The following is a 26039-nucleotide window of genomic DNA, read 5'->3' as shown; positions in this document are numbered from 1 at the left end:
ATAGTGAGGAATGCCTTTTGAACAGTATAGCCGTTGACCAATTGCAGGAACGTTTGAGGCTTCTGCAGGAACGGTTTTTTGAACGTGCCCGGGGCGATATTGAAACACTCTCAGGATTTGCCCGTCTGATCGATCAGCAACAGCTGCCGCATTCCGAGCTAGAAAAATGTTATCAGTTGTTGCATCGAATGGCAGGCTCTGCCGGGACATTTGGCTTGCCTGAGCTCGGTCAGTCGGCCAGGGTGATAGAAAAGCAATTGAAGGCACTTCTTGAGTCGGCGGCCAGTGCCGATGTGGCCGGTGATGAGTTTGTCTCTGTTTCAGCTGAAGTTGCCAGTGAAATCAGGCAACTCGCTACGTTGCTGGAAAAAGCCCCTGATGTCGTCACCACGGCAGAGGTTTCTCAGGCCAAGGCCCCAGCCGCAGCGGAGTCATACGACGGGGCCCATGGCATGCAGGTCAATGTCATGGCGCTCGGACACAGTCTTGATTATCTGCCTGGCCTGGTGAAGTCATTAGCCGTCTACGGTTTTGTCTGTGAATCTGGCTCTATTGACCGCCCGGATGACGTTGCTGAGCGCCTCCGCGAGCGCGCCAACGCCTCGATTTTGCTGTGTGTGGACTCAGTGTTGGGCGACGTTATGGACTTTCGTGAGCAGCATTTACCGAAAGCCGAGCATCGTCGGTTCCCGGTGGTGTGCATTGGCCATGAAAGCTCGTTCGACAGCCTGTATCGGGTAGCACAGCAGGGGGCAACGGCCTATTTCTGTGAGCCGCTTGACCTGCCTGAACTGGCAGAGCGGATCGAATCACTGGCCCTGGAGCGGGGTTCGCGTCCCCAGGGCCGGGTGTTGATCGTTGATGACGATCTGGAGCTGGGAGAGCACTACTGTCTGGTGCTCAAGCAGGCTGGCATTGTTGCCCGCCTGGTTTCTGACCCGGCGGACTTGATGTCGGAACTGTCGGCGTTTGAGCCTGACCTGGTTCTCATGGATGTTCAGTTACGGGATTATTCAGGCGTTACGCTTGCCAGGCTGATACGTTACGAGCCGCGCTGGCTGGGCTTACCAATTGTGTATCTGTCATCGGAAGATAATCCTGAAAACCAGCTGGATGCGTTGTCCAAAGGTGCCGATGAATTTCTGGTGAAGCCGGTCACAGATGATTACCTTGTCCGGTCTGTACGCATTCGCTGTTACCGTGCCCGCCAGTTATCGGACCTGATGAACCGTGACAGCCTCACCGGGCTGCTCAAACACTCGCTGATCAAGCAGGAAGTCGACCGAGAGTTGTCCCGCTGTCGCCGCGCCGGTCACACTTCGTGTGTAGTCATGTTGGACTTGGATCACTTCAAGCGAGTAAATGATACTTGGGGGCATGGTCAGGGCGATATTGTTATTCGTACCCTGGCAAATTTACTGCGCAACCGGCTGCGTGAGTCTGATGTAATCGGGCGTTATGGTGGCGAAGAGTTTCTGTTGATTCTGCCCGATTGTGAGCCGACGGTGGCGGTGAAACTCATCGAGGCTATTGGTAAGAGTTTTGCCGAACTCGTTTTCTGGGCAGGGGATGTCAGTTTTCAGGTTACCCTGAGTGCTGGCGTTGCGTTAATCAATGATTTTCCTGTTTCCGATCAAGCCATCGAGGCCGCTGATCAGGCACTGTACCAACGAAAACGGGGTGGGCGTAATGGTGTGACGCTCTACGATCCGTCTCCTGTTGGGGTGAAATCTTGAGGGGTGCCTGTTGAAAACATTGATACTGGAAGACGACGAGCTGGTGGGTGAGCTGCTTGAGACGGTCGTCGCGGGTATTCATCAAGGCGCTGCTGTGAGTCTTGCGCGATCTTTGAGCGAGGCCCAACAACTGTTAGACAGTGATAGCCGTTACCACTTGTATCTTATTGACTGGCAGCTGCCAGACGGTTCCGGGCTCGATCTGGTCAAGCGAGTACGCGCTGGTGATCGTGACGTGCCTATCGTGATGGTTTCCGGGCGTTCTGATCGGGAATCGGTACTCAGGGCAGCCCATCATGGTATCAGCGGATATATTACCAAGCCCCTGGATGTACAGCTGTTGCACGAACGTCTGACCAAGCTTGTCCCTGCCGGCGATTCTGGTCACGGCTCTGCAGACGAGTATCTGAAAGAGTCGTTAAACTCGGTGGTTCAATTACCGACGGATATTGATCCAATCGATGTTCTGGACCTTATCGGCAGGCAGCAAGAACTGTCACCGGCTCAGCTGGCGGAGCGCTGGCGTGAGGACGCGGCGCTGACGGCCCGCCTGTTGGACGTGGCCAATAGCAGTTCGTTCCGGCGCACGGGCAAGCCGGTTGAATCCCTCCGGGATGCCATCAGCAATATGGGCGTGGCCATGGCGTTGAATCAGGCTCTGGCGCTGGCACTGGATGTGGCCGGAAAGATAGACAGTTCGGACCTGCAGGCTCAGGCCAGAGCTTTCCACGACATGGCATTGCAGGTGTCGCGTGAGGCCCAGAAACTTGCGATCAGGCTGGGGAAGTCGCCCTCGTTATTTCAACAGGCGGGGCTTCTGAGCCGCTTGGGAGAGATGGCAGTTCTGAAAGTGCTGAACCAGTTCACGGCAGAAGGAGGCTCGCTGAACGGTTCAGAGGTAGAGCAGTGCATTGGCCAGTGGTCTCAGGATTATGGCAATCGTTTGAAAGTACAATGGAAACTGCCCCTTAGCCTGAGAGACATGATTGGCGCCGTGCATTTCTTGCCGAAAGACAGTACCCGTGAAGATCGCCTCGTGATGCGGGCCGCCGCATTAATTGCAGGGGGGCAGTCGGATAGTGATGAATGTCAGCGACTTTTGCGGCGTATTGGTCTGGATCTGAAACCATCCACCGAGGAGCCGCAGCATGGCGTCCGTTCCTGAGGCATCGCTGAACAAAATCCTGTACGTGGAAGATGATCCGGATATCCGGGCCATTGCCGAACTGGCATTGCAGGATGTGGGTGGATTTAACGCAGCACTTTGCAGCTCTGGCCAACAAGCCCTGGAAGTGGCTCCTGAGTTCGAGCCGGATCTGATTCTGCTGGACGTGATGATGCCCGAAATGGACGGTCCTGAGACCATGCGGAGATTAAGGGCTCTGGACGCGACACGAGCCACTCCGGTGATTTTTATGACTGCCCGTATTCAGAGCACTGAAATTCAAGAATATCTGGCATTGGGGGCCATCGGTGTTATCCCCAAACCCTTTGACCCGATGACGCTGGCGGATGATATTCATCGAATAGCGAAAGACAATACGCAGGGGGCATGATGCAGCGCTGGCCCTGACGAGTGCGTGATTGGCCAATTTGCGTTAGGCTGGCGCGCCTGAATGAGTAGCTGCTTAGTTGAGGTGTTATGTCTTCTTCTGAATCCCCTGATGAAATCAAAGCACGACTGAACCTGGAAACCTCCCGAATTCACTGGCATGAGCTGCAAACCTATTACGCCCGCGGCCAGGTGGTGCGAGTAGCGCCGGAGCTGGATCTGTTGAACGTGGCGGCCGAACTGACCGCCGATAACAAGGCGCAGTTCGAGCACTGGATGTCGGGCGGCCAGGTAGGGGAGGTCGCGCCCGATCTCGCCCGCGCCTGGTACGATCGCAATGCCGAACTCTGGGCCGTGGTGATTGCCCCCTGGGTGCTGGTTCAGGATCGTTCTGGCCAGGGCCTGCATTGACCCAGTGCTGTTGCCGGCCCACGACGCCGGTTTCCGATATTGTCTAACCTGCCCGTGAGGGGTTTATGCTGACTGGTGCATTGCTTGTTCTGGCGCCTTTGTTCCTGGGCTTTGCCATAGCGCTCTCTAACCGCCGTCTGATGACGGTAATACACTATACCGTGGAAGCCCTGGTCTATTTCATTCTGGCGCTGTTGGGTCTTGGCCTTGGTCAGATGGATGGCCTGCTGGACCAGTTAGGCACCATGGCTGCTCAGGTGGCGGGGTTGGTAATGGTGCTGCTGGTGGCCAACATGGTGGGCCTGTGGTTGTTCCACCGCTGGCAGCCCATGTCCACGGGAGAGGAAGCCGGTCAGGAGAGGCCGAGTTATCGCCGGTTGTTCCTTGCCGGCTTGAAACCGCTACTGGCGGTTGTCGCTGGGGCCCTGGCCGGCTACTTTCTGTTACCGCAACTGCCGCTGGTTGACGATGTGGCTACCTGGGCGCTGATGCTGTTGCTGTTCTTTATTGGGCTGCAGTTGCGTAATGCCGGGTTGTCGCTCCGCAAATTGCTGATGAACCGCCAGGGCCTGGGCATTGCGCTGGCGATGGCGTTGAGTTCCCTGCTGGCGGGCCTTTTGCTGATTCCGTGGCTGGATGTGCCCTGGCACCAGTCCCTGGCTCTGGCCTCCGGATTTGGCTGGTATTCGTTGTCTGGCATCGTGATCGGCGATGCTCTGGGGCCCGCCTGGGGTGGCGTGGCCTTCCTGAACGATGTGCTGCGGGAGATCATCGCCCTTGCCATCATTCCGCTGGTTATTGGTGCGCGCCCGGCCATGGCCATCGGTTACGGTGGTGCAACCGCCATGGATTTCACCCTTCCCGTTATTCGAAGCAGCGGCGGCCTTGCCTGTGTGCCGGTAGCGATTGCCTCCGGCTTTTTACTGTCGTTTCTGTCGCCGGTGTTGATGGGGATCTTTCTGGCTTTGGGTTGAGCGGCAGGAATCCGATGACATTCAGAATCTGAAATTGACCCGGTGCAATGCTTTGGTCAGATTTACCGCTATAGTGGCTACGTATTAGTATCCGAATAAACGATGCCGCTCCGGAGCCTGAATGAACCGCCGCCAATTCCTGCAACTGTCCGTTGCCGCCCTTTCGGCTCTGGGGTTGGCCGGTTGTTCAAAATCCGCACCGCTGCGTACTGGCATTCATCCCTGGATTGGTTACGAACCCCTTTACCTGGCGGAGGAGTTTGGCTGGCTGCCGGATTCGGTTCGGCTGGTCAAACATTCGGCAGCCAGCGATTCAATGGCGGGCCTGCTGGCCGGCGAGCTGGATGCCGCTGCCTTGACCCTGGATGAAGCGTTACGGGTATACGCGGAGGGCGTACCCCTGCGTGTGGTAACGGTTACCAACGTGTCTGTCGGTGCCGATGTCCTGGTGGTCAAACCCTCTATCACCAGTCTTGCCGGGCTCCGGGGCCGGCCCATCGCCGTCGAACTGGGTGGCGTCTCGGGGATTATGCTGTTCTCTGTTCTGGAGCGGGCCGGCTTGAGTACCGATCAGGTTTCGTTGGTTGATCTGCCGGTGAATCGCCATTTGTCCGCCTGGCAAAATGGCGATATTGAAGCGTCGGTATGCTACGAGCCGACCGCCTCGGTGCTGGAGCAGGCCGGAGGTACCCGGTTATTCGACAGCAGTCAGGTGCCAGATACCATCTTTGATACCCTGATCGTCACTGAGGCAGCCGCCCGCCGAAAACCCGGTGCGGTGCGTGATCTGGTGTACGGCTACTTCCGGGGCCAGCATCATCTGGTGCGCAGCATGCATGATGCAGTGTATCGAGTGGCCACCCGTCAGGGAATAACGCCGGATTCGGTGCGCCGTTCCCTGGCCACGGTGATGCTTCCGGAGCTTGCAGCCAACCAGCGATACCTGGCTCATCATGGCCGGATTGAGGTGGTCGCGAAACGACTGTCCGGCATTCTGGTCCGCGAGGGGTTGATGGCCAGCCATCCTGTGTACGAACGCCTTTGCGACCCGTCATTCCTGCCTCGGAGTTTGTCATGAACCGGCTGTGTTCCTGCACTCTTATTCTAGTGCTAGGCCTGCTGGCCGGGCTCTGGGCACCGCTGGCCGTGGCCAAGGAGGCTGTCACTCTGGGGATTCTGTCTTACCGGCCAGAGCCGGTGATCCAGGAACGTTATAGCCTGCTGGCAGAGTATTTGAGCCAGGAAACCGGACTGGAGGTGCGACTGCGGGTATTCAATCAGGATGACATGAACCGGGCGCTGGCCTCCAACCGCGTGGATTTCTTTCTGACCAACCCCAGTCACTTCCTGATGATCCGCAGCGAGCGCAGCCTGACCGGGGTGCTTGCCACCCTGCAACGAGAGTGGCAAGGCCGTTCCACTGGCAGTATTGGTGGCCTTATCCTGACCCGCGCCGAACGCAGTGACATCAATCGCCTGGCAGACCTCAGAGGCAAAAGCATAGCTACCCCGGGTATTCATTACCTTGGTGGCTTTCAGGCAGCGGCGCTGGAGCTGAGGGATGCGGGTGTGGACATTCTCCGCCACAACCGGATGGTGCACCTGGGTAATCATGACCGAGTCATTCGAGCGGTATTGACCGGCGATACCGATGTTGGGTTTGTCCGGACCGGCGTATACGAGGAACTCATCCGGGAAAATCCGGCGTTGGCGGACGAGCTTAAAATGATTCATGTCCAGTCGCTGGCCGGCTTTCCGTTTGCGGTGTCTACCCGCCTCTACCCTGAGTGGCCGCTGGTATCTCTGCCCCATGTCGATAGCCAGATTGTGCGTCAGGTGGCGTCTGCCCTGTTTGCTCTGCAACCTGGTCACCCCGCTGCCCGGGCGGCGGGCCTGGCGGGGTTTTCACCCCCCGCAGACTACCAGTCGGTCGAAGACCTGGCCCGAACCCTGAGAATGGCGCCCTATGACCAGGTGCCTAGAGTCACCTGGGTGGATGTGCTGAACCAGTACCGGATCTGGGTGCTGACGGTTGCGGTTCTCTTTGTAATGCTCGTGGTCACCAGTCTCTGGCTCAGCCGCAAGAAGCGCCAGCTGGCTACCGAGGAACGGCGCCAGCGTGAGCTCATTGGCAGCTGGCCTCAGCCGATGCTGATGATCCGTAACGGGGAACTGATCAATTGCAACCGGGCGGCCGTGGATCTGGTGGGTTACACCTCCGAGGCATCGCTTTTAGGTAAGGGCTTGCCCACTTTCTCGCCCCATGCGCAGCCGGACGGTACGCCTTCCCTGCAAAAAGCGGATGCACTGATCAGGCGGGTAACGACCGGAGAAGTGGCACAGTCTGAGTGGCTGTTCGTGCGTTCGGACGGTTCCGATGTCTGGGTGGATATGACCCTGGCGCCGGTCTATGAGCACGATCAGGAGAGCCCTTCCATTCTCTGTTCCTGGTACGACATTACCCGCCGTAAGTACGCAGAGGAGCGCCAGCGACTGGCCCTGAGAGTGTTTGAAAATGCCCGTGAAGCAATTTTTATCACCGATGCCCACGGTGTTGTCATGGACATCAACGAAGCCTACTCACTGATTACCGGGCGGGACCACAAGGTGGCGGTGGGCAGCCTGCCACCCATGCCCATGGACGAGGGCAGTGCCATCCTGATTGCGGCGCGCAAGCACGGCGTCTGGACCGGCGAATTCTCCAGCAGGCACCGGGATGGTCACGCCATCGTGCTCAGCCTCACCCTGAGCAGCGTGTTCGATGAGCAGGGGCAGCTCAGTCATTTCGTCGGGGTGTTCAGTGACGTCACCCAGCTCAAGGAAACCGAGAAACAGCTGCGCACCATGGCGCACTATGATTCACTGACCGGCTTGCCGAATCGGGTGCTGTTCTCGGACCGTCTGCAGCAATCCATGGCCCAGGCCCGCCGGCAGAACTATCAGTTGGCGGTGATTTACATCGATCTGGATCATTTCAAACCCATCAACGATGCCTTCGGGCACGACGCAGGGGATGGTTTGTTGGTGGAAGTTGCCCGCCGCATGCGTTCAACCCTGCGCGAGGAAGACACCCTGGCCCGGCTGGGGGGGGATGAATTTGCCGCCATTGTGGTGAACGTCGCTGACCAGCAAACCCTGGAGGCGTTGTTGGCGCGCTTATTAACCAAGATTGGCGACCCGGTGTGGGTGGCGGACCACAGTGTTGAGGTGTCTGCCAGCCTGGGTTACACCGTTTACCCGCAAAACGTGGAGCTGGATGGCGACCAGCTGTTACGCCAGGCAGACCAGGCCATGTATCGCGCCAAACGGGAGGGCAAAAACCGCTACTGCAGGTTTTCTGACTCAGGCAGCTGATGCTGGGCGCCATTGAGTAAATGGGTGGCCGGTTGCCATTTCAGGGCCTTGCTCCACTGGTCATTGAGCCGCCGTACAGAACTCAGGGTATCCAGAGCCTGGTCCCCCAGGGTGGTGCTGAAATCCCGCCGTACCATCATCTGCAACATCGTGTTTTTCAACCGGTGGTAAGTGCCCTCTGCCTCGGCCAGCAGCGCCTCAGCCGGGCCTTCTGATGCGACCAGCTCCCGGATGGTATCCAGATAGTGCTCCAGTGTCTCAGCTTGTTCGGCAAACTCGGTCCGGTGGCTTAGCTGCCGCAGTTGCAATAGCCGGGTGGTCAGATCGGTGGCTTCGGCCAGGTAGCGGCAGGTGCGGATACTGATGGTCAGGGCATCCACCACGGACGGGTGCATTTTTTCTGCCCTCAGCCGGCCGATATAGTCAGTGATCGCCCGGTTCAGGTTGCGGATGGCATCGGCTTTCGGCCGGATATCGGCTTCGGTCAGGCTCTCCCGATCAAGACACACCCTCAGCAGGCCCCGGCTATGGCCGATCAGTCGTTTCATTTCCTGGTCCACCGCCCCGATCGCCAGTTCTGGCGTGGTGATCAGGGTATCGTCCAGATAACGGGGCACGGCGTTATCTTCCTCCTTGCTTCGGAACATCCGGCCCAGAAACCGGGCAAAGGGTTTGGTAAATGGCAGCATAATGGCCGCCCCCAGGACATTGAACAGGGTGTGGAACAGCGCCAGAGACACGGCGGGGTTGGCTTCCAGGTTCAGCCAGTCGGTCAGCATCGCCACGGTCCACAGCATCACCGGCAGGATCATCAGGGCGATGGCGCCGGTAAACACGTTGAACAGGATATGGCCAATCGCCAGCCGGCGGGCATTGGCGGTGGCTTTGAGGGCCGACAGGGCAGCCGTAGAAGTGGAGCCCAGGTTGGCGCCGATCACCGCCGCTGCCGCATTATCCAGACCGATCAATCCACCGGCTGCAGCGGTCAGAACAATGGCCAGGGCGGCGCTGGAGGATTGCGTCAGAACCGTGGCCAGAAACCCGATGGCCAGAAATGTAAACAGGCCATAATCCGGGCTGATAAAACCGCCGTCGGTAAAGCCCCCGGCCAGGGATTCCAGTGCCGTCTTGAGAATCGACAGGCCGAGGAAAAACAGCGCAAAGCCCGCCAGCGCCTCCCCCAGGAACTGGTTCCGCTGATTGCGGCTGATCATCTTGAAGCCGACACCGGCGGCCAGCAGCGGCAGCGCCAGGGCTTCGATCTTGAACCCGAAGCCCACCAGGCTGACTAGCCAGGCGGTCATGGTGGTGCCTATGTTGGAACCGAAAATCACCCCGAGAGACTGGGCCAGGGTTAGCAGGCCGGCGTTGACAAAGCCAATGGTGGCAACGGTAACCGCCCCGGAGTGCTGCACAATACCGGTAATGGCAAAGCCGGCCATCAGGCCCCGCAGGGGGGTTCTGGTCCAGGTGCCTAACAGGTGTCGTAACTGGTGGCCAGCGGCGTTCTTCAGGCCGGTGGTCATCATTTCCATGGCGAGCATGAACAGCGCCAGGCCACCGAGAATCTGGAACACGGATGAGATCATGGTTCGGTTGTCGTTGTGATTTGCGGATTAGTAGCGAGTGTAGCAGACGTTGGCTGGCGCGATGCCTCAGGCCAGGAATTTGCGCACATCCAGTTTGTAGTCTTCCGGGTCCACCGCCCGGACAATCCGGTCCTGGTTGCCGGCGCGGGATAGATCGATGGTTTCCACCGTAATCGGTAGTCGAAACCGGGTGTGGTACATCACCCGTACCACGGGCAGGCGCTGATCCTGATCGTTGGTTTCCACCACCACCCCCAGCCGTCCGCTCTCAAGGAGCACCAGCGAGCCCACCGGGTACAGGCCGATACAACGGATAAACTGTTTCACCAGTTCCGGGTCCAGATGATCACCACTCCATTCGAGCAGTTTTTTCAGCCCCTGGGACGGCGTCATACCCTTGTGATACACCCGGTCGGAGGTGATGGCATCGTACACATCGGTGATTGCCACCATGCGCCCGTATTCGGTAATTTCTTCGCCCTTGAGACCCTCCGGGTAACCACTGCCATCCAGTTTCTCATGGTGCTGGGCGGCGGTAATCACGGCGATTTCGCCGATGCCTTCGGTGCTGGCAAGGATGTCCCTGGAGTGCCGGGCGTGCAGTTTCATCACTTCAAATTCTTCCGCCGTCAGGCGGCCGGGTTTATGCAGGATGTCATCTGGGGTGAGGATCTTGCCAAGATCATGGAGCAGGGCGCCCACCACGGTTTGATGCAGTACGTCTGCCGGCAGGTTACGGTAGTTGCCGAACAGTGACATGAGCACACTGAGGTTAACGGAGTGTTCCAGCAGGTAGTTGTCTTTCTCACGGATGCGACCGAGGCAACTCAGGGCGTTGGCGTTTCTCAGAACGGAGTTTTGCAGTTCGTCGGCCAGTTGGTGAATGGGCGCGATATCAATGGCGGCACCCATTTTGACGTTGTTCATGAAACTGCCCACCAGGCCCTGGGCCTGGCTGTGAATCCGCTGGGCGATGACAATCTCTTCTGTCAGGGCAACCTTGTGCTGGATGCCCGGGCGCTGTTCACCTGCATTCTGCAGGGCCTGTTCATTGCGCTGATCCACTTCCTGGGCGGTCTCAGCGTCCTGGGCGTCCAGCCCTTTCTCAACGTCGATATAGACGTATTGGACCCCCATCCTGCGGATTTTCTCGATGGTCTCTTCCCGCTTGATCACCCCTTTCTTGCGTTGGGTGTTATGGGGAATCCAGTCGTTATTCAGGTCGGAAATGTACATGCCGACCTTCAACGCAGCGATGGGGATGCGTTTGATCATGGTTGTGGGAAGAACGTCCTCAGGCTGTTCTGGTAAGTCTGAGCTAAGACCTGGTCGAGGGGGAGATCCTTCACCTCGGCGATTTTCTCGGCAACAAACGGCAGATAGAACGGTGCGTTTTCCCGGCCACGGTAGGGTACCGGCGTCAGGAAAGGTGCATCGGTTTCCAGCAGAATCTGCTCAATCGGGGCCATGCGCACGATATCCCGAACGTTCTCTGCCTTGTTGAAGCTGGTGATGCCGTTAAAACCAAGGCACCAGCCTTGATCCAGCGCATAGCGGGCCAGCCCGGGGCCGGAGGTAAAGCTGTGAATCACTCCCCGGCGGGTCAGGGTCTGCTCAAACTCCTGCAGGATGGCGATGGTGTCGTCGTCTGCTTCTCTGCTGTGGATCACTACGGGGCGGTCACTGTCGCAGGCAATTTGCAGCTGGCGACGGAATACTTCCCGCTGCACACCCCGGTCTGCATTGTCGTAGTAATAGTCCAGGCCGATCTCGCCGATGGCGACGATTTTGTCATCCCGGGCATGCTCGCGGATTTCAGCCTCTACCTCATCGGAATAGCTTTCCGCTTCGTGGGGGTGAATGCCCTGGGTGCCATACACCCAGGGCTCAAGCTGGCTGAGTTCTCGCACAGCGGCCAGGTTTTCCGGAGACACGGCAATGGTGATCACCCGTTCGATGTTCACCTTGCGGCTCTGTTCCAGGGTCTCGGCCAGTGGCCGATCCTTCAGGTAATCCAGATGGCAGTGGGTCTCGATGATCGGGTGATCAAATACGGGAATCTCACGACGTTTCTTACTCATGCCTGGGGTCTATGCTCCATCACAGCCGTCGCTTGGCTGCTATTCTGAGAATTGGATCACGCTAGTTTATCACCTTGGGTGATCGTTGCATTGCATCGTGCTGATAGGGAGTTTCCTTGATGGAGTATACGGCGTTCGCACGAACATGGTTTCTGGACCCGAAAAAGCCGGCGCTGGGTCGATACCCCAGTCTGCTGGATGACGACGAAAAACCACCGGCACTGGAGTCGAGCCTGGAAGATATCGGCGAGTACCAGCGCCGGCTTTGGGCCAATGGTCGGAAAGCCCTGTTGCTGGTGATACATGGCCCGGATACCAGTGGCAAAGACAGCCTGATTCGAACACTTGCTACCTATGCCGATCCTGCAGGCTTTCATGCCTGGTCGTTCAGCAGGCCCACAGCAACAGAATCTGCCCATGATTTCCTTTGGCGTGTCACGCCTTTGTTGCCGGCTTATGGGCAGATGGTCGCATTCAACCGCAGCCACCACGAAGCGGTGATCGCGGAACGGGTTTGGCCGGTGCGGGCCGAGGAAAGTTACAACTGGCAAGCCCGGTACCGGGCGATTCGGGATTTCGAGCAGCACCTGGTCAGTGAGGGTACCTGTGTGGTGAAGGTCTGGCTGAATCTGTCCGAAGACGAACACAAGCGAAGGTTGCTAAAGCGCCTGGACAAGCCTCGTAAACGGTGGAAGTTTGACCGCTCCGATATCGAGGGCTGGAAAATGCGAGATAAATACCAGGCGTATGCGGAGGAAGCGCTGGCAGCCACCCATACCAATGAGGCGCCCTGGTTTATTGTGCCCGGAGATCGCAAACCTGAGGCCAGGGCCATTGTGGCGGCGCTGGTGGCGGAAGTGCTCAAAAGCCTGGCGCCAGACTATCCGGAGGAGCATCCGGATGTACTGGAAGAGTATCGGACCCTGCTGGCTGAGAATGGCGTGGAGTAACGGAGGCGAGTTATGCATATCGTGGTTGTAGGCGGTGGTGTGGTCGGCGTTACCACGGCTCGTGAGCTGCTGCGCCGTGGCCACCAGGTGACGGTGCTAGAGCGCCATCCGCTGGCCGGTAACGAGACCAGCAAAGGCAATGCGGCCCAGCGATCCTATGGTGTGGTCTATCCCTGGGCCGACCCCTCGATGGTGTTCAAGGCCTTGCCCTGGATTCTGCAGAAATCCGGCCCGTTGAAACTGAAAGTGCCGCCGTCACTGGATGCCATGCGTTTCATGTTCGCCACACTTCGTTATGCCTGGTCGCCGGGTCTGTTCGGATTGAACAAACGGGCCATGTTGCGCCTGGGCATGCACAGCCGGGAGCGCTTCCTGGCCCTTGAGCAGGAACACGATCTGGCCTTCGACGGCCAGCATCGTGGGCTGCTGCACCTGGCCAGCAAGCCGGAGGCCATGGATGACTACCGGGCTATTCACGAACTGCTGAATGACATGGGCATTGCCTCCCGGCTACTGACGCCGGCACAGGTCAGGGAAACGGAACCGGGTATGACCGGTGATGGCCCCCTGTACGGTGCCATCAGCTATGAAACAGATGGCACTGGCGACTGCCATCTGTTTTCCCGCTCACTGGCGAGCGTGTGTGAGCAACTGGGCGCGAACTTTCGATACGAGGTGAAGGTGGAGCGGCTGATCGCGGACGATACCCGCGTGAAAGCGGTGCAACTGACCAACGCCGACGGCCGGCTGGAAACCCTGGAGGCAGACGCCTTTGTGATCTGTGCCGGCTGCTGGTCACCGCAACTGGTGCAGCCACTGGGGCTGAGTTTGCCGATCTATCCGATCAAGGGTTACAGCATCACCGTACCCCTGCATGATGCGGCCAAGGGCCCGGTCAGCACGATTCACGATGACAACTTCAAGGTGGTGTCTACCCGCTTGGGTGACCGGTTGCGTGCAACCGGATTTGTCGAGCTGGCGGACTTCAACCGGGACATTCCGCAAGCGCGGATTGATACCATCAAACGGTCCGTTGAATCCCGTTTTCCGGGGTGTGCGGACCTGGCGGCGGCAGAGACGTGGACCGGGTTCCGCCCGATGACGCCGGACGGCCCCGCGATCATCGGAAAAGGCCCCAGGGACAACCTGTTCCTGAATACCGGCCACGGTACCTTCGGCTGGACCCTGTCTGCCGGCAGTGCAGATGTCATTGCCCAGGTGATTGATGGCGAGGAGCCGTCTGTGGTGCTGGATGCTTTCCGGCCCGGACGCTTTGCGGAATAGCGTCAGAGTTTGCGCTCGATATTGCCACACAGGGTGTGAACGAAGCCGATATCCCGGTCAGACAGCAGCGGCAGTTTTTCGAACACCCACTGGGACAGCTTTTCGTCTGCCGGAGCGTCCAGTTCTGGCAACAGGCTCTCCAGCCGCGAGCGCAGTGCCGCCAGGCCTGATGTGCTGGCCGCGGTTTCCGGCTGTGCACTGGCTTTTTGCAGCCCGGACAGCTCCCAGGCGTAAAGCATCACCGCCTGGGCCAGGTTCAGGGAGGGATAAGTCACCGCCATGGGGAACCCGGTCAACAGATCGCACAGGGCCAGCTCCTCGTTGGCCAGGCCCCGGTCTTCCCGCCCGAATACCAGGGCAGCCGTGGCCGCTGTATCCCCCTTGTTAGAGAGCACCGTGCGAAGTGCGGCGGGCTCGTGCCAGTCCTGCCTGTTATGCCGGGGCTTGGCCGAGGTGCCCATCAGCAGATCCGCGGAGTTTCTTACCGCTGCCAGATCAGGGAAAATGCGCGCATTATCGAGAATGTGATCACTGCCATGGGCCAGCCAGTGGGCTTCCGGCCGGGTATGCAGGTCGGAATTGACCAGCCACAGGTCGGAAAAACCCATGGTGCACAGGGCTCGGGCAGCCGCGCCGACGTTCTCCGGAACTTTTGGTTCAACCAGTACAAAGGCCAGTTTCATGACGTTACCTCCGGCGGCGAGTGTACACCAGTCGCCCGTGACTTTTTACAACCGCTGGCAGGCCGTGAACGACTGGCTTGCCCGGCATGAGCCACTCTGGCGCCCGATTCCCTTTATGGAACCAGCACCGGCGTGGAGCCGGGATTATCCGGAACTCGCGGCCTGGCTGGAAGCGCTGGATGACCATGACTGTGAGTATCTGGAAGAGAATCTGGCAGAACTTTCACAAAGCGTCGCCAGCTTCGTCCCGGACCTGGCCGGTTACCCTAACCTGATAGCGGTGCCTGCCCTGACCACCACAGACGACAGCCGGGCGGCGGCGCTGACCGAAGTGGCTGCGGTGGATATGCCGGGGCGCAAGCGCGAGCAGGCGGGCGCCTTTTCAGCATCGGTGCGGCCACTGACTGGGCCGGTACTGGACTGGTGCTGCGGCAAGGGCCATCTGGCCCGCACTCTGGTTGGGCAAGGGGCGCCTTCGGTGCTGGGGTTTGAATGGAATCCGGAACTGGTGGCGGATGGCAATCGCCTGGCGCAGCATTACCAGGATCCTGTCACCCTGCGCCATCAGGATGTCATGGCTGAAACCCTGACCTGGCCCGGCAGTGTTCATGGTGTTGCCTTGCATGCCTGCGGAGACCTGCACCGGCAATTGATTCGCCGAGGCAGCGCGGAACAGACACCACGTCTGAGTTTCTCGCCCTGCTGTTATCACCTTACCGAACATGAAACCTACCCGTTGATGTCTGAGCATGCACGGCACCACGCTGGCGCATTGAGCATTGACCGCAACGGCCTTCGGCTTGCAGTTCAGGAGACCGTTACGGCCCCGGCCAGGGTGCGCGAGCAAACCCGACAAATCAGTATCTGGCGCCTGGGCTTTGATGCCCTTCAGCGGCACCTTCGCGGCGTAGATAGCTACCTTCCAGTACCATCCCATCCCGGGCGTTTGAATACAGGTGATTTCAGAACCTTCTGTGCCTGGGCGGCCGATAAAAAGCGCCTGGAGCTGCCGGAAAGCCTGGACTGGCAGCACTGGCTGGCGGAAGGGGAACGCCGGTTCCAGCAAGTACGCCGGCACGAACTGCTGCGGCACCTGTTCCGGCGGCCGCTGGAGCTCTGGCTGGTGTTTGATTATGCGGTGTTCCTGGAGGAGCAGGGCTATCGGGTGCGGCTGGGGGCCTTTTGTGAGCGCTCACTGACTCCGCGCAACCTGTTGCTGGATGCGGTCAGGGTGTCGGACTGATGTCTTTCTGAAGAGCGTTGGCCCGAAAACAAACAAGGCGCCGGAGGGCGCCTTGTTTGCTCATTACCATATGCGTTGGTCTTAGCGACTAACCTGAATGCGTGCTTCAACACGGCGGTTCTGGGCACGGCCAGCGGCCGTGTCGTTGCTGGCAATCGGCTCGGCTTCGCCATAACCCATGGCGCTTACGCGATCCGGGTCAACGCCCAGAACAGTGGTCAGCCGGTTAGCAACGGCCTCGGCACGACGCTGGGACAGGAAGCGGTTGTACTCTGCGTCACCAATGCTGTCGGAGTGACCCGCGATTTCCACGGTGGTTTCCGGGTACTCGGCCATAAAGTCCGCTACGCGACGAATTTCGTTATCGAACGTGGCATCAATCACGGAGCTGTTCGTGGGGAACTGAACCCTCAGCTCAATGGTTTCCACGGTTTCAGTCACACCTTCGCAGCCGCGCTCGTCAACGGTGGCACCGGCAGCGGTATTCGGACATTCGTCGCGGTAATCCGGCACGCCGTCACCATCGCTGTCCACCGGGCAGCCCCGGCTGTCTACCTGAACACCGGCTGGTGTGTTCGGGCACTGATCGCGGTTATCGGGCACACCATCACCGTCCGAATCTGCGGGAGCCGGTGCTGGCGCGGGGGCAGGAGCGGGCTTCGAGGAAGCAACAGTGCGGGTGAAGGCCCAACTCAGGCCAAGTGAGGCCATGGTGTCAAAGGTGCTTTCATCAATACCGTGGAACTCTCGGAGATCGCCACGGATGGAGATGCTGTCGCTGACGTTGTAGCGGAAGCCCACGCCCACGTTCACGCGGGTTTCTTCGTGATCGGTGCCTGCAGTGGTGTAGGAAATAGTATCACCCACACCAAATTCCGCATGGCCGGCACCCAGTGATACGTACGGGTTCCAGGCCGCGTCCGGGCCGGCAAAGTAGTAGGTGCCGTCGATTCTCAGTTCCTGGAACTCGGACTCTCCTGCAACGTACTTACGGTCAGCATCGGCGCGTGAATACACCGCTTCAACAGACCAGCGCGGCAGGAAGCGGTACTCAACACCGACACCAAAGGTGCCGGTTTCGCTCAGATCCCGTTTGTCATCAAACAGCTGGAAGCCGGCGAACGGGTTCAGGTAAATGGTTTCCTGGCGGTCGGCCAGAGCGGGCGTGGCAAGGGATGCTGTAAGGGCGGCCAGAGCGACCGGGCGCATGATCTTCATGCAGAACCTCCTGTTTAGTTGTTATTTCCTGCAGTTCTCTCAGGAATGAAAACTCCGAAAAACACCTGTATTACTCGGAATTTAGGTCAGTAAGCCAAAAAAAACAAAAAAATGACAGTAGTTGGTACGTCGGGAATTGTACGCAGTTCACTGACAGAGTCGTTTTAATCTGATGTCGCCGTGAAATACAGATGAGCGCTCTTCTTGCTGAAGTTCAGGGTATCGCCATTGGCAAAGCGCACTTCAAACGAACTTTCATCCTCTGACGTCACGTCGCCAGCTCCAAAGATGGCGTGGACAACACGCGCATGGTGCCAAACCGGTTCCGTGGTATCAGCCTGAGGCGCAGTCTGGCCTTCAATGACAATCCCCTCCCGGTCTGCATAACGCAGGCTGACCGGTGTCAGCGGGACGCTAAGGCTCAGTGACCCTGTTTCTGTTGGATAGTTCCCCTCCAGTGCGGCACCCAGTTCCCTGGACAGCTCAAAGCACAACTCGGCCACAAACCGGCTGGGACCCTGATCGCCCTCAAGGTGAGGCTGTTGACTGGCTGGCCGGGTGATCAGGTGCAGCGCCTGGCGAGCCCGCGTCATGGCCACGTAGAGCAGCCGCCGCTCGCTTTCCAGCAGGGCCCTGGCATCGTCCTGGGGCCTTGGGCTGTAGGGCAGGTATTTCTCCTGCAGGCCGGGAATAATCACCACTGGCCATTCGAGACCCTTGGTGCGATGGATGGTGGACAGCAGCACCCCGTGATCTTGCTGCTCTCCAGCTTGCTGCTTCAATGCCTTGAGATGATCCAGCGCGCCCTCAGCAGTCAAATCCAGGCCCTTCAGGTAATCCCGGAAGCCCTGTACCGTATCAATGCGCTCCTCGGCACTGTCGTGGGTCAGCGCCAGGCTGCGAATGCCCTCGTAGAGCTCCATGTGCTCCGCATACACACTGATCAGCCCCGCGACCGGACCCTTGTATCGCTCAAGCTGCGCCAGCACCTCGCCCAGCTTGCGAAGTTTGCGGCCCGCCATCGGGGCCAGGGCGTCAAAATCCATCGCAAGCAGCCGCTCATGCCAGGCCCCGTCAAACGCCGCCAGGAACTGTGCCAGGTTCTCCAGTTCAGGCTCTTTCAGGCCAACATGGGGAAACCGGAGCAGCAGCCGCGCCAGATCCAACCGGTCGGTATCCGGCAGCAACTTCAGCCGGCCGGTCACCACCATCAGCAGGGCAGTTATCGCCTGCACCTCGCGACTGAACAGCGCCCCCTTGCCGGCGTCAATCCGGTAAGGCACCTGCCGGGCCAGTAACTTCAGCTCAATCGGTACACTCTGACTCCACACCCGGAACAGAATTGCGGTCTGACTGCTCTGCTCCGGCGCCTGCTGCTGCAGAATACGCAGCACCTGGTCACCGTCATTCTCCGCCCGATGCAGGTCCACGGTGGTCGCCGGCGTGGACGGATGCGAATGACACATCACATCCTTGCGGCCGGTGTTATGGCAGATCAGATGATTGGCCAGCAACGCTACCCGGTGGCCATAACGAAAGGTGAAACTCAGGGTCTGCTCCAGCGGGCTTTCAAACTCATCACTGAACCGGCGCAGAATGAACTCCGGCTTGGCACCGCGAAACTCATAAATGGTCTGGTCCGGATCCCCCACCACCGTCACCCGCGCCCGGTCACCGGCCACGTAGCGCAACAACAGATGCTGAATCTCATTGGTATCCTGGTACTCATCCACCAGAATCAGATCCATCTTGTTACCCACCAGACGCTGCAGAGGCGGGTTCTGATGAATCGCCATCACCGGCTCATACAACATATCCGCGTAACTGATCCGCCCCTGGCCTTTACGCCACTGCTCGAAACTGTGGAACAAATCGATCAGATACCGATGCTTGTCCGAATACCCCAACTCCTCAAACACCACCTCCGCCGGCGACAACCCGGTCTTCACCAGATCAATAAACCCGGTGGCCGTCTCCACAAACTCCTTCTTGTTGCGCCGAATCTCATCCGCCAGATCCTCCGGCGCCAGCCGCCGGGTCAACAACCAGGCCTGAAACGCAATCTCCTGCTCGGTCAGAATCTTCTCCGAAAACCCCGGCAGATACCCCTCACGCACAAACCGCTTGTACAACCGCAGCCCCATGGCGTGATACGTCCGAATCTCCGGCAAGGCCAGCCCGGACTGATCGCACACCTCCTGCAGCTTCCGCTCAAAATCCACCCGGGCACTGCGATTGAACATCAACACCAGCATCCGGTCCGGATCATGCCCTTGCTCCAGCAGAAACCGAATCCGCCAGGCGAGCGTCGACGTCTTGCCACTGCCCGCCACAGCGGTGATCACCGCATGCTCATAGCCGGCCGTAATAATCGCCCGCTGCTCGTCGGTGAGAAACTCGGGCAGGTGAGAGGTATCCGGGATTTGGGGTTTGGTAGGCATGCGGGCTATTGTACTGGCCAACTGGTAGCGGGAATAGCGCTCCCGCATAATCGTAAAAGATTGGATTATGGGGGAATATTACTCACCTGTTGAATGCAAGGGGTTGGGTAAGCCTTTCAAAACTGTGCGGAGCCAGGGATGGCGGAGCCCAAGCGCCCCAGGGATGGGCCGAAGGAGCGTGTTTTGAAAGGCTTACCCAACACCTTGCCACCTCCGAAACCTGAAGAGATGGGGAAAGATGAAAACTGAGCAATCGCTAAACGTACTGGGTGAAAAACTGGAAACCTGCGGTAACAACCCGACAACCGGCTTCTACCGCGACGGCTGCTGCAACACCGGCCCCGATGACCTGGGCAACCACACCGTCTGCGCCATCGTCACCGCCGACTTCCTGGACTACTCCAAAGCCCAAGGCAACGACCTCTCCACCCCCAGGCCCGAATTCGGCTTCCCCGGCCTGAAACCCGGCGACAGCTGGTGCCTCTGCGCCGGCCGCTGGCAGCAAGCCTTCGAAGCCAACAGTGCCCCGCGGGTCAAACTGCGCGCCACCCACCAAAGAGCCCTTGAAGCTTGCGAACTTGCTGACCTCAAAGCCCATGCCGCGGATCTCAGCTGAATGACTGACACAAGCCGGGAGCATCCGACCGCAGACTGGCAAAGCCTGCAAACCACGCTCAGGACCATCGGCCACCGCCGCCTGATTCTGGTGGAAGGCTCGCAGGAAAACACCTGCACCTGGATGCACCGGCAACTGTCCCGGATGAACACCAGCCACAGCCTGTGGGTTGGCCGGGCCGAACACGCCGAAGCCGTGGGCCTGCCACACCTTCAGGCCAACCATTACCGGCAATGGCTGGGCCGGGAAACCAGCCTTTTGGTCTGGGACGGCTGGCAAGGAAACCCGCCCGATGCCTTTGCGGCACTGGCAGGCACACTGCAGGCCGGAGGGTTACTGTTCTGGCTGGTGCCGCCCCTGACTCGGTGGCGTCACTACGGCGATCCGGACTATGTCCGCACCGGCCTTGATCAAGCCGAAGAGCATCCATTTGCCGCCAGGCTGGCGATGGTGATCAGTAGCGATACCTCCATCATCCGGGTACAGGCAGACGACCCCGGCTTGATAAACTGGCCGGAATTGCCGGCAAATACTGCCGGTTTCACCCCGCAAACCACGGACGAACAGCAACAACTGCTGCAACACCTGGAGCGGTTCGGCCAAGGCCGCCGCCGACGCCCCCTGGTGATCACCGCCGACCGGGGCCGTGGCAAGTCTGCCGCCATGGGTATCGCCGCGGCCCGCCTGCTCCTGGCCGGTCGCGAGCAGGTGCTGGTGACGGCACCTTCCCGGGATAACGTGGACACCCTGTTCAGGCACGCAGTGCTCGAACTTGGCGATGAACTGGCTGAACAGTCGGAATCGGATCTTGTGACCCGTGAAGGCCACCGCCTGAGCTATATGCCGGTGCCAGAGCTGCTGGCCGCCCGGCCGGTCGCCGAAGTGGTTCTGGTGGACGAAGCTGCCGGACTGCCAGCGCACTGGTTACGCGACATACTGTTGGGCTGGCCGCGGGTGGCTTTTGCCACCACGGTTCATGGCTATGAAGGCACCGGGCGTGGTTTTGCTATCCGGTTTCGTGAGATTCTCGACCAGGAAACGCCTCACTGGCGCGGAATCCCGTTACACCAGCCGGTACGCTGGGCTGGTGATGATCCTTTGGAGCAGCTGGTGTTCAGGCTGTTTCTGCTGGCCGCCGAGGGTGCGGTAGAGCCCGTGCCGGATGTTGCTGGCGTTGATATTCAGCCCTGGGTGCCGGCTGACGCCAGCGAGCAGGAGCTGTCACAGGCTTTCGGTCTACTGGTGGATGCTCACTACCGGACAACGCCCGCAGACTTGCGGCAATGGCTGGATGACCCCGGCGCGCAATCCTGGCGCGCAGTGTACCGGGGGCAAACGGTGGGTGTGCTTTGGGGCACCGTTGAAGGCGGTATCGAAGCAGGATTGGCCGAGCAGATAGTGCAGGGCCGCCGCCGGGTAAGGGGGCACCTGCTGGCACAATCCCTGGCCAGCCATGGGGGCTTCCCGGAAGCCGCCAGCCTGAAAACCCTGAGAGTAGTTCGCATTGCAGTTGTGGAACAGGCCCGCCATCTGGGAATCGGTCGTCAACTGGTGGATGCTGCCGCCGCGGCTTGCCGGGAGCAGGGCCTGGATGCGATTGGCACCAGTTTTGGTGGCAACGACCCGTTGGTCAGATTCTGGCAGTCCTGCAATTTCCGGGTGGTACGACTGGGTTTGCGCCAGGAAGCGAGCACCGGTGAGTTTCCGGTGCAGATGATGCGCGGCCTCTCTGAGGCCGGGGCCAGTCTCGAGACGCAACTGAGAACCCGGTTTGCCCGCCACTGGCAGGTGTTGGTTCCTCGCCACTGGTCGCAGCTTGAGCCGATACTGATGGGCACCCTGGGCGCAGATTTGCCGCCAAACGCTGGCCCGGATAACGACGATCGGCGGGATTTGCAGAGCTTTGCCCATGGTTTTCGAGGGTTTGAACTGGCCCTGCCGATGCTGCAAGCAGTGAGCGTCGCCCCGGGTGTGATGGCCTGGCTGAGCCGGCAAGCGGACTTTCCGTTGTGGTGCCGGGCGGTGCTTCAGGGTTGGTCGTGGGCGGCACTGCAGGCTGCGTTACTGTGCAGCGGTCAACGGGACGGAGAGCAGCGGCTCCGGGGGTTGGCCTGTCAACTTCTGCAAAACGGGCCCGAGTTGTGAACGGTTCGATTTAATTCTTGCCATTGGCTGCTCAGAATAGCTGCAAAAATCACACAAGAGATTGCTCATTATGGCCAGGGAAGCAGGCAAGGTTGTTGTTCTGTTAGTCACCGTCACATTGGCGATGCTGTCCGGCTGCGCGTCAACGGGCGCTGGAAAAGGCGCAGCCGACATCTCCGGAGACCCGGGCCAGCTAATGGCAGCGGTCAAGGCCGATGAAGACCGGACAGTGCTCAACCTGCTGTCGCAGGGAGTCAGCCCCAACGTTCAGGCCGATGCCGGGGAAAGCCCGCTGATGGTGGCCTCTGCCAACGGTAATCGCCGGATTGTGCGCCTGCTTCTGGCGGCGGGGGCAGAGGTGAATGCTCGGGATGCCCTTGGTTATACTGCCGTTATTCACGCTGCGGAAAGCGGCCACCTGGCGGTAGTCAGGGCCTTGCTGGCGGCCGGGGCCAATGTAAACGTCAGCCAGGACGGGCAATCCCTGTTGATGAAAGTGGTGGAAAGCGGCGACTTGCTGACCGCAGAAATGCTGCTGGCGGCCGGGGCCGATGTCCACTTCCGGAGCGCCGATGGTCGCACCGCCCTGGACCTGGCCCGGGCCAGCAACAACCAGGACCTGGAAATGTTGCTGGTTCAGGCGGGCGCTGCCCGGTAATCAGGCCGGGTTAGTCCAGACCCATCGGGTCGTCGGTATCATCCCACTCCGGCTGGAAGTGCCGCTCGATAACGTCTTCGGGCACATCCGCTACCGACGGGTAGGACCATATCGGCGATCGGTCCTTATCGACCAGCAGCGCCCGGATGCCCTCCACCAGATCGGGCTGACGGGTGCATTCCTGTGCCATTGCCAGCTCCATTCGGAAAACGTCTTTCAGGGACATTTGCTGAGCTTTGCGCAATTGATTCCACACCAGCCAGGCGGTGACCGGGCAGCCGTGCCGGAGCGTTTTCTGGCACGCTTGCCACCAGGGGTCGTCACTACCGGAAGCCAGCAGCTGGTCCACCACCACCGGCAGCTCATCTCCTGCGCTGAGGCGCGCAATGGTCTGTTCGTGTTGCTCCAGGTGGCCGGTCGCCAGACCTCGATAATCCAGAGCTTCCAGTTGGTTGAGCAGCCGGAACAGACGGTTGTCGTCTGCAGCGGCCTCACCAGTCCAACGTTCATCCTGTAACCGCGACAGCAGGGTGTCGGTCTGTGCAGGCTCAATGACCAGGTCTGCCAGGCCCACCCGAAGTGCATCGCTGACGTTGAGTCGAGCCCCGGTCAGGCCCATAAACAGGCCCAGGCGCCCCGGCAGGCGGTTCAGAAACCAGCTGGCACCAACGTCCGGGAACAAACCAATGCTGATCTCGGGCATGGCCAGGGTGACATCCGGGGTCACCAGCCGATAGCGGCAGGCCGACAGCAGGCCCAATCCGCCCCCCATGACAATGCCATGTGCCAGGCCGATCACCGGCTTGGGGAAGCGGTGAACGCTATAATCCAGGCGGTATTCACGGGTAAAGAAGCGGGCCGGGGCTTCTGTGTCACCTTGCCCTTTGAGGGCATCGTAGAGAGTGCGGATGTTACCGCCGGCGCAGAATGCCCGGTCACCAGCCCCCCGTAGCACCACCAGGCAGATCCGATCGTCCTCGGCCCAGGCATCCAGGGCCTCCTGAGCCTGAACAATCATCTCTTCGGTCAATGCATTCAGGGTGTCGGGCGCATTCAGTGTCAGCAGGCCAATATGGCCTTCCCGGCATGGGAGTTCCTGAACCTCTACAGGCATGAAGTGTCTCTCCGGCAATCACGTTGTTCTGTTATCGGGCGCAGTTAGCGGTTTGTTCGTACTGTCCTTGACCCGGTTCAAGAGTAAAAGAGGACCATGGTCGCACGAATGTCCTTGATCTATCACATTTGAGGCAGGGGCCGCCTGTGCTATAAGTGAAACCTGAATTACTGTCCGGCATCATCGCCGGTGAGTGAACGTTAAAACGATGAGAGGGTGAACACAATGAATCTGAAGCACTTCGCAGTTGCTGGTCTGTTTGCGCTGGGCGCAGCCGCTCCGTTTGCGGCTGTTGCGGGCGATGCCGCTGCTGGCAAAGCCAAAGCTGCAGTCTGCGCCGCCTGCCACGGGCAAAACGGTATCTCTCAGATCCCGATGTACCCGAACCTGGCCGGTCAGAAAGAACAGTATTTGGTTGCTTCCATGAAGGCTTACAAGAACGGCCAGCGCCAGGGTGGTCAGGCTCCGGTGATGCAGGGTCAGGCTACTGGCCTGAGCGATGAAGACATCGCCAACCTGGCAGCCTACTACGCCAGCCTGCCGGCTGACGGCGGCAAGTAAGACTTCCTGCTGTGAAAGTGGTGCGGCTCAGGCCGCACCACTGACAATCCGGTAGCAGGGCCGATAGGCCGACGTACCGGGCAGTTTCATCCGGTTCTGCTCAACAAACTGCTCCAGCATGGCCTCCAGGGGCCGGATCAGCGTCGGATCACCGGCGATCTCAAACGGACCCTTCTCCTGGATCTGCCGGATACCACTCTCTTTGACGTTCCCCGCCACAATACCGCTGAACGCCTTGCGCAGATTTGCTGCCAGCAGGTGCACCGGCTGGTCTCTGTGCAGTTCCAGTGCCCGCATGTTGTCGTGATTCGGTTCAAACGGTAACTGGAACACCGGATCGATCTTCAGCATCCAGTTGAAGTAATAGGCATCCTGCATGGCGCGCCGGAAGGTTTCCACGTCTTTCATGCCCTGCTTCATGGTTTGTGCCACCCGGCCAGGGTCATCAATGATGATCTCGTATTTGTTGGCCGCCTCATCACCCAGTGCGTTGCGGATGAACTTGTCGATCATCTCGAAATACTCGGCATTCTCCTTGCGCCCGGTGAAGACAACCGGGAAGGGCAGGTCGGCGTTGTCCGGGTGTAGCAGGATGCCCAGCAGGTACAGAATTTCTTCCGCAGTACCTACGCCACCCGGGAACACGATCACGCCGTGGCCGCAGCGGACAAAGGCCTCCAGGCGTTTTTCAATGTCTGGCATGATCACCAGCTCGTTCACGATTGGGTTTGGGGCTTCGGCGCCGATAATGCCCGGTTCGGTAATGCCGATGTAGCGGCCGTTCTTCACCCGTTGCTTGGCGTGGCCGATGGTGGCCCCCTTCATCGGCCCCTTCATGGCACCAGGCCCACAGCCGGTACAGATGCTGAGCCCGCGCAGGCCGAGTTGATGGCCCACGTCTTTGCTGTACTGGTACTCATCGTGGCTGATGGAGTGGCCACCCCAGCACACTACCAGATCTGGCTGGCGACCGGCCTCCAGCACCCGGGCGTTGCGCAGGATGTGGAACACCAGGTTGGTGATATCTTCCGGGTTGTCCCGGCGGAAACCCGCGACGGTGTTGGGGATGGAATGGCTATATACGATGTCCCGCAACACTGAAAACAGGTGCTCACGGATTGCCCGCAGCATTTCGCCATCCACGAAAGCGTGGCCGGGGGCGTTGATCAGCTCCAGTTTCAGGCCTCGGGGCTGGGGCACCAGGCGAACATCAAAATCGGCGTGGGCCTCCATCAATTCCTTACAATCGTCGGTTTCAACGCCGGTGTTGAGCACGGCCAGGGCGCACTGGCGGAAAAGACGGTACAAGCCACCCTCGCTCTTATCCTTGAGCCGGTTGACCTCGTGATTGGAGAGGATTTCGAGGCTGCCCTCCGGGGAAACCAGGGCATTCATGGTGGATTCGGTCATCGTTGATGGAGCTCCTGAT

At 59.5% G+C, this 26039-nt stretch carries 22 protein-coding genes; 14 read left to right on the top strand and 8 right to left on the bottom strand.

The genetic code is table 11. The annotated features are described in order from the left end of the window. Positions 1-17: 17 nt before the first annotated feature. From FIV08_RS17975 to FIV08_RS17945, 7 genes are all read left to right on the top strand, one after another. The gene (locus tag FIV08_RS17975; RefSeq protein ID WP_152439331.1) at positions 18-1736 is read left to right on the top strand and encodes a diguanylate cyclase; all 1719 of its coding nucleotides are present in this window, start codon (positions 18-20) and stop codon (positions 1734-1736) included. Positions 1737-1746: 10 nt separating this feature from the next. Continuing rightward, positions 1747-2901, top strand: coding sequence for an HDOD domain-containing protein (locus tag FIV08_RS17970; protein ID WP_152439330.1), 1155 nt, complete (start codon positions 1747-1749; stop codon positions 2899-2901). Next, positions 2885-3292: a response regulator gene (locus FIV08_RS17965; RefSeq protein WP_152439329.1), complete on the top strand. Its 408-nt coding sequence runs from the start codon at positions 2885-2887 to the stop codon at positions 3290-3292. The genes FIV08_RS17970 and FIV08_RS17965 overlap by 17 nt, the downstream gene beginning before the upstream one ends. A gap of 86 nt (positions 3293-3378) precedes the next feature. Beyond that, on the top strand, positions 3379-3699 hold the full coding sequence (locus FIV08_RS17960; protein ID WP_061330908.1) for a DUF2288 domain-containing protein: 321 nt from the start codon (positions 3379-3381) through the stop codon (positions 3697-3699). Positions 3700-3764: 65 nt separating this feature from the next. Then, positions 3765-4673 carry a lysine exporter LysO family protein gene (locus FIV08_RS17955; RefSeq protein WP_152439328.1) on the top strand — a complete coding sequence of 303 codons (909 nt, stop codon included), beginning with the start codon at positions 3765-3767 and terminating at the stop codon, positions 4671-4673. A gap of 121 nt (positions 4674-4794) precedes the next feature. Next, positions 4795-5751, top strand: coding sequence for an ABC transporter substrate-binding protein (locus tag FIV08_RS17950; RefSeq protein WP_152439327.1), 957 nt, complete (start codon positions 4795-4797; stop codon positions 5749-5751). Further along, entirely contained in the window at positions 5748-8027 is a 2280-nt protein-coding gene (locus tag FIV08_RS17945) for a diguanylate cyclase domain-containing protein (RefSeq protein ID WP_152439326.1), read from the top strand. Before FIV08_RS17950 ends, FIV08_RS17945 begins: the two co-directional genes overlap by 4 nt. Here FIV08_RS17945 and FIV08_RS17940 read toward each other — a convergent pair. From FIV08_RS17940 to FIV08_RS17930, 3 genes are all read right to left on the bottom strand, one after another. Continuing rightward, on the bottom strand, positions 7997-9616 hold the full coding sequence (locus FIV08_RS17940) for a Na/Pi cotransporter family protein (RefSeq protein ID WP_152439325.1): 1620 nt from the start codon (positions 9614-9616) through the stop codon (positions 7997-7999). The two genes, FIV08_RS17945 and FIV08_RS17940, sit on opposite strands and share 31 nt — an antisense overlap. Positions 9617-9682: 66 nt before the next feature. Continuing rightward, on the bottom strand, positions 9683-10891 hold the full coding sequence (locus FIV08_RS17935) for an HD-GYP domain-containing protein (RefSeq protein ID WP_152439324.1): 1209 nt from the start codon (positions 10889-10891) through the stop codon (positions 9683-9685). Continuing rightward, the gene (locus tag FIV08_RS17930; RefSeq protein ID WP_058091589.1) at positions 10888-11697 is read right to left on the bottom strand and encodes a TatD family hydrolase; all 810 of its coding nucleotides are present in this window, start codon (positions 11695-11697) and stop codon (positions 10888-10890) included. The genes FIV08_RS17935 and FIV08_RS17930 overlap by 4 nt, the downstream gene beginning before the upstream one ends. Before the next feature lie 119 nt (positions 11698-11816). Here FIV08_RS17930 and FIV08_RS17925 point away from each other — a divergent pair, with 119 nt between their 5' ends. Then, positions 11817-12647, top strand: a complete 831-nt coding sequence (locus FIV08_RS17925) for a polyphosphate kinase 2 family protein (RefSeq protein ID WP_152439323.1) — start codon at positions 11817-11819, stop codon at positions 12645-12647. Between the two features lie 12 nt (positions 12648-12659). Further along, a complete protein-coding gene (locus FIV08_RS17920) occupies positions 12660-13931 on the top strand; it encodes a D-amino acid dehydrogenase (RefSeq protein ID WP_152439322.1) in 1272 nt (423 codons plus the stop codon). 2 nt (positions 13932-13933) lie between these two features. Here the strand turns inward: FIV08_RS17920 and FIV08_RS17915 are convergent, their stop codons facing one another. Continuing rightward, complete coding sequence (locus FIV08_RS17915) at positions 13934-14614, bottom strand: tRNA/rRNA methyltransferase (protein WP_152439321.1); 681 nt, start codon at positions 14612-14614, stop codon at positions 13934-13936. Here FIV08_RS17915 and FIV08_RS17910 point away from each other — a divergent pair. Further along, positions 14613-15857 carry a methyltransferase gene (locus FIV08_RS17910; RefSeq protein WP_152439320.1) on the top strand — a complete coding sequence of 415 codons (1245 nt, stop codon included), beginning with the start codon at positions 14613-14615 and terminating at the stop codon, positions 15855-15857. The genes FIV08_RS17915 and FIV08_RS17910 overlap by 2 nt on opposite strands. 81 nt (positions 15858-15938) lie before the next feature. Here FIV08_RS17910 and FIV08_RS17905 read toward each other — a convergent pair whose 3' ends face one another. Both FIV08_RS17905 and FIV08_RS17900 read right to left on the bottom strand, forming a co-directional pair. Continuing rightward, on the bottom strand, positions 15939-17075 hold the full coding sequence (locus FIV08_RS17905) for an OmpA family protein (protein WP_106694031.1): 1137 nt from the start codon (positions 17073-17075) through the stop codon (positions 15939-15941). A gap of 164 nt (positions 17076-17239) precedes the next feature. Continuing rightward, on the bottom strand, positions 17240-19564 hold the full coding sequence (locus FIV08_RS17900) for an ATP-dependent helicase (protein ID WP_152439319.1): 2325 nt from the start codon (positions 19562-19564) through the stop codon (positions 17240-17242). Positions 19565-19754: 190 nt separating this feature from the next. Here FIV08_RS17900 and FIV08_RS17895 point away from each other — a divergent pair, with 190 nt between their 5' ends. From FIV08_RS17895 to FIV08_RS17885, 3 genes are all read left to right on the top strand, one after another. Next, the gene (locus FIV08_RS17895; RefSeq protein WP_152439318.1) at positions 19755-20132 is read left to right on the top strand and encodes a DUF2237 family protein; all 378 of its coding nucleotides are present in this window, start codon (positions 19755-19757) and stop codon (positions 20130-20132) included. Further along, complete coding sequence (locus FIV08_RS17890; protein WP_152439317.1) at positions 20133-22277, top strand: tRNA(Met) cytidine acetyltransferase TmcA; 2145 nt, start codon at positions 20133-20135, stop codon at positions 22275-22277. A gap of 70 nt (positions 22278-22347) precedes the next feature. Beyond that, positions 22348-22935 (top strand): ankyrin repeat domain-containing protein, encoded by a 588-nt coding sequence (locus FIV08_RS17885; protein WP_152439316.1) that lies wholly within the window; start codon positions 22348-22350, stop codon positions 22933-22935. Between the two features lie 10 nt (positions 22936-22945). Here the strand turns inward: FIV08_RS17885 and FIV08_RS17880 are convergent, their stop codons facing one another. After that, positions 22946-24049 carry an enoyl-CoA hydratase/isomerase family protein gene (locus FIV08_RS17880; protein WP_152439315.1) on the bottom strand — a complete coding sequence of 368 codons (1104 nt, stop codon included), beginning with the start codon at positions 24047-24049 and terminating at the stop codon, positions 22946-22948. A 225-nt stretch (positions 24050-24274) separates the two neighbouring features. On the opposite strand from FIV08_RS17880, the gene FIV08_RS17875 reads away from it, so the two are divergent. After that, on the top strand, positions 24275-24610 hold the full coding sequence (locus tag FIV08_RS17875) for a c-type cytochrome (protein ID WP_061330892.1): 336 nt from the start codon (positions 24275-24277) through the stop codon (positions 24608-24610). Between the two features lie 27 nt (positions 24611-24637). Here FIV08_RS17875 and ppnN read toward each other — a convergent pair whose 3' ends face one another. Further along, positions 24638-26020 (bottom strand): nucleotide 5'-monophosphate nucleosidase PpnN, encoded by a 1383-nt coding sequence (gene ppnN, locus FIV08_RS17870; RefSeq protein WP_072676079.1) that lies wholly within the window; start codon positions 26018-26020, stop codon positions 24638-24640. Positions 26021-26039 lie beyond the last annotated feature (19 nt).

This window comes from Marinobacter sp. THAF197a, from assembly GCF_009363275.1.
Classification (GTDB): Bacteria; Pseudomonadota; Gammaproteobacteria; order Pseudomonadales; family Oleiphilaceae; genus Marinobacter.
This window is presented reverse-complemented; position numbering and strand designations above follow the sequence as displayed.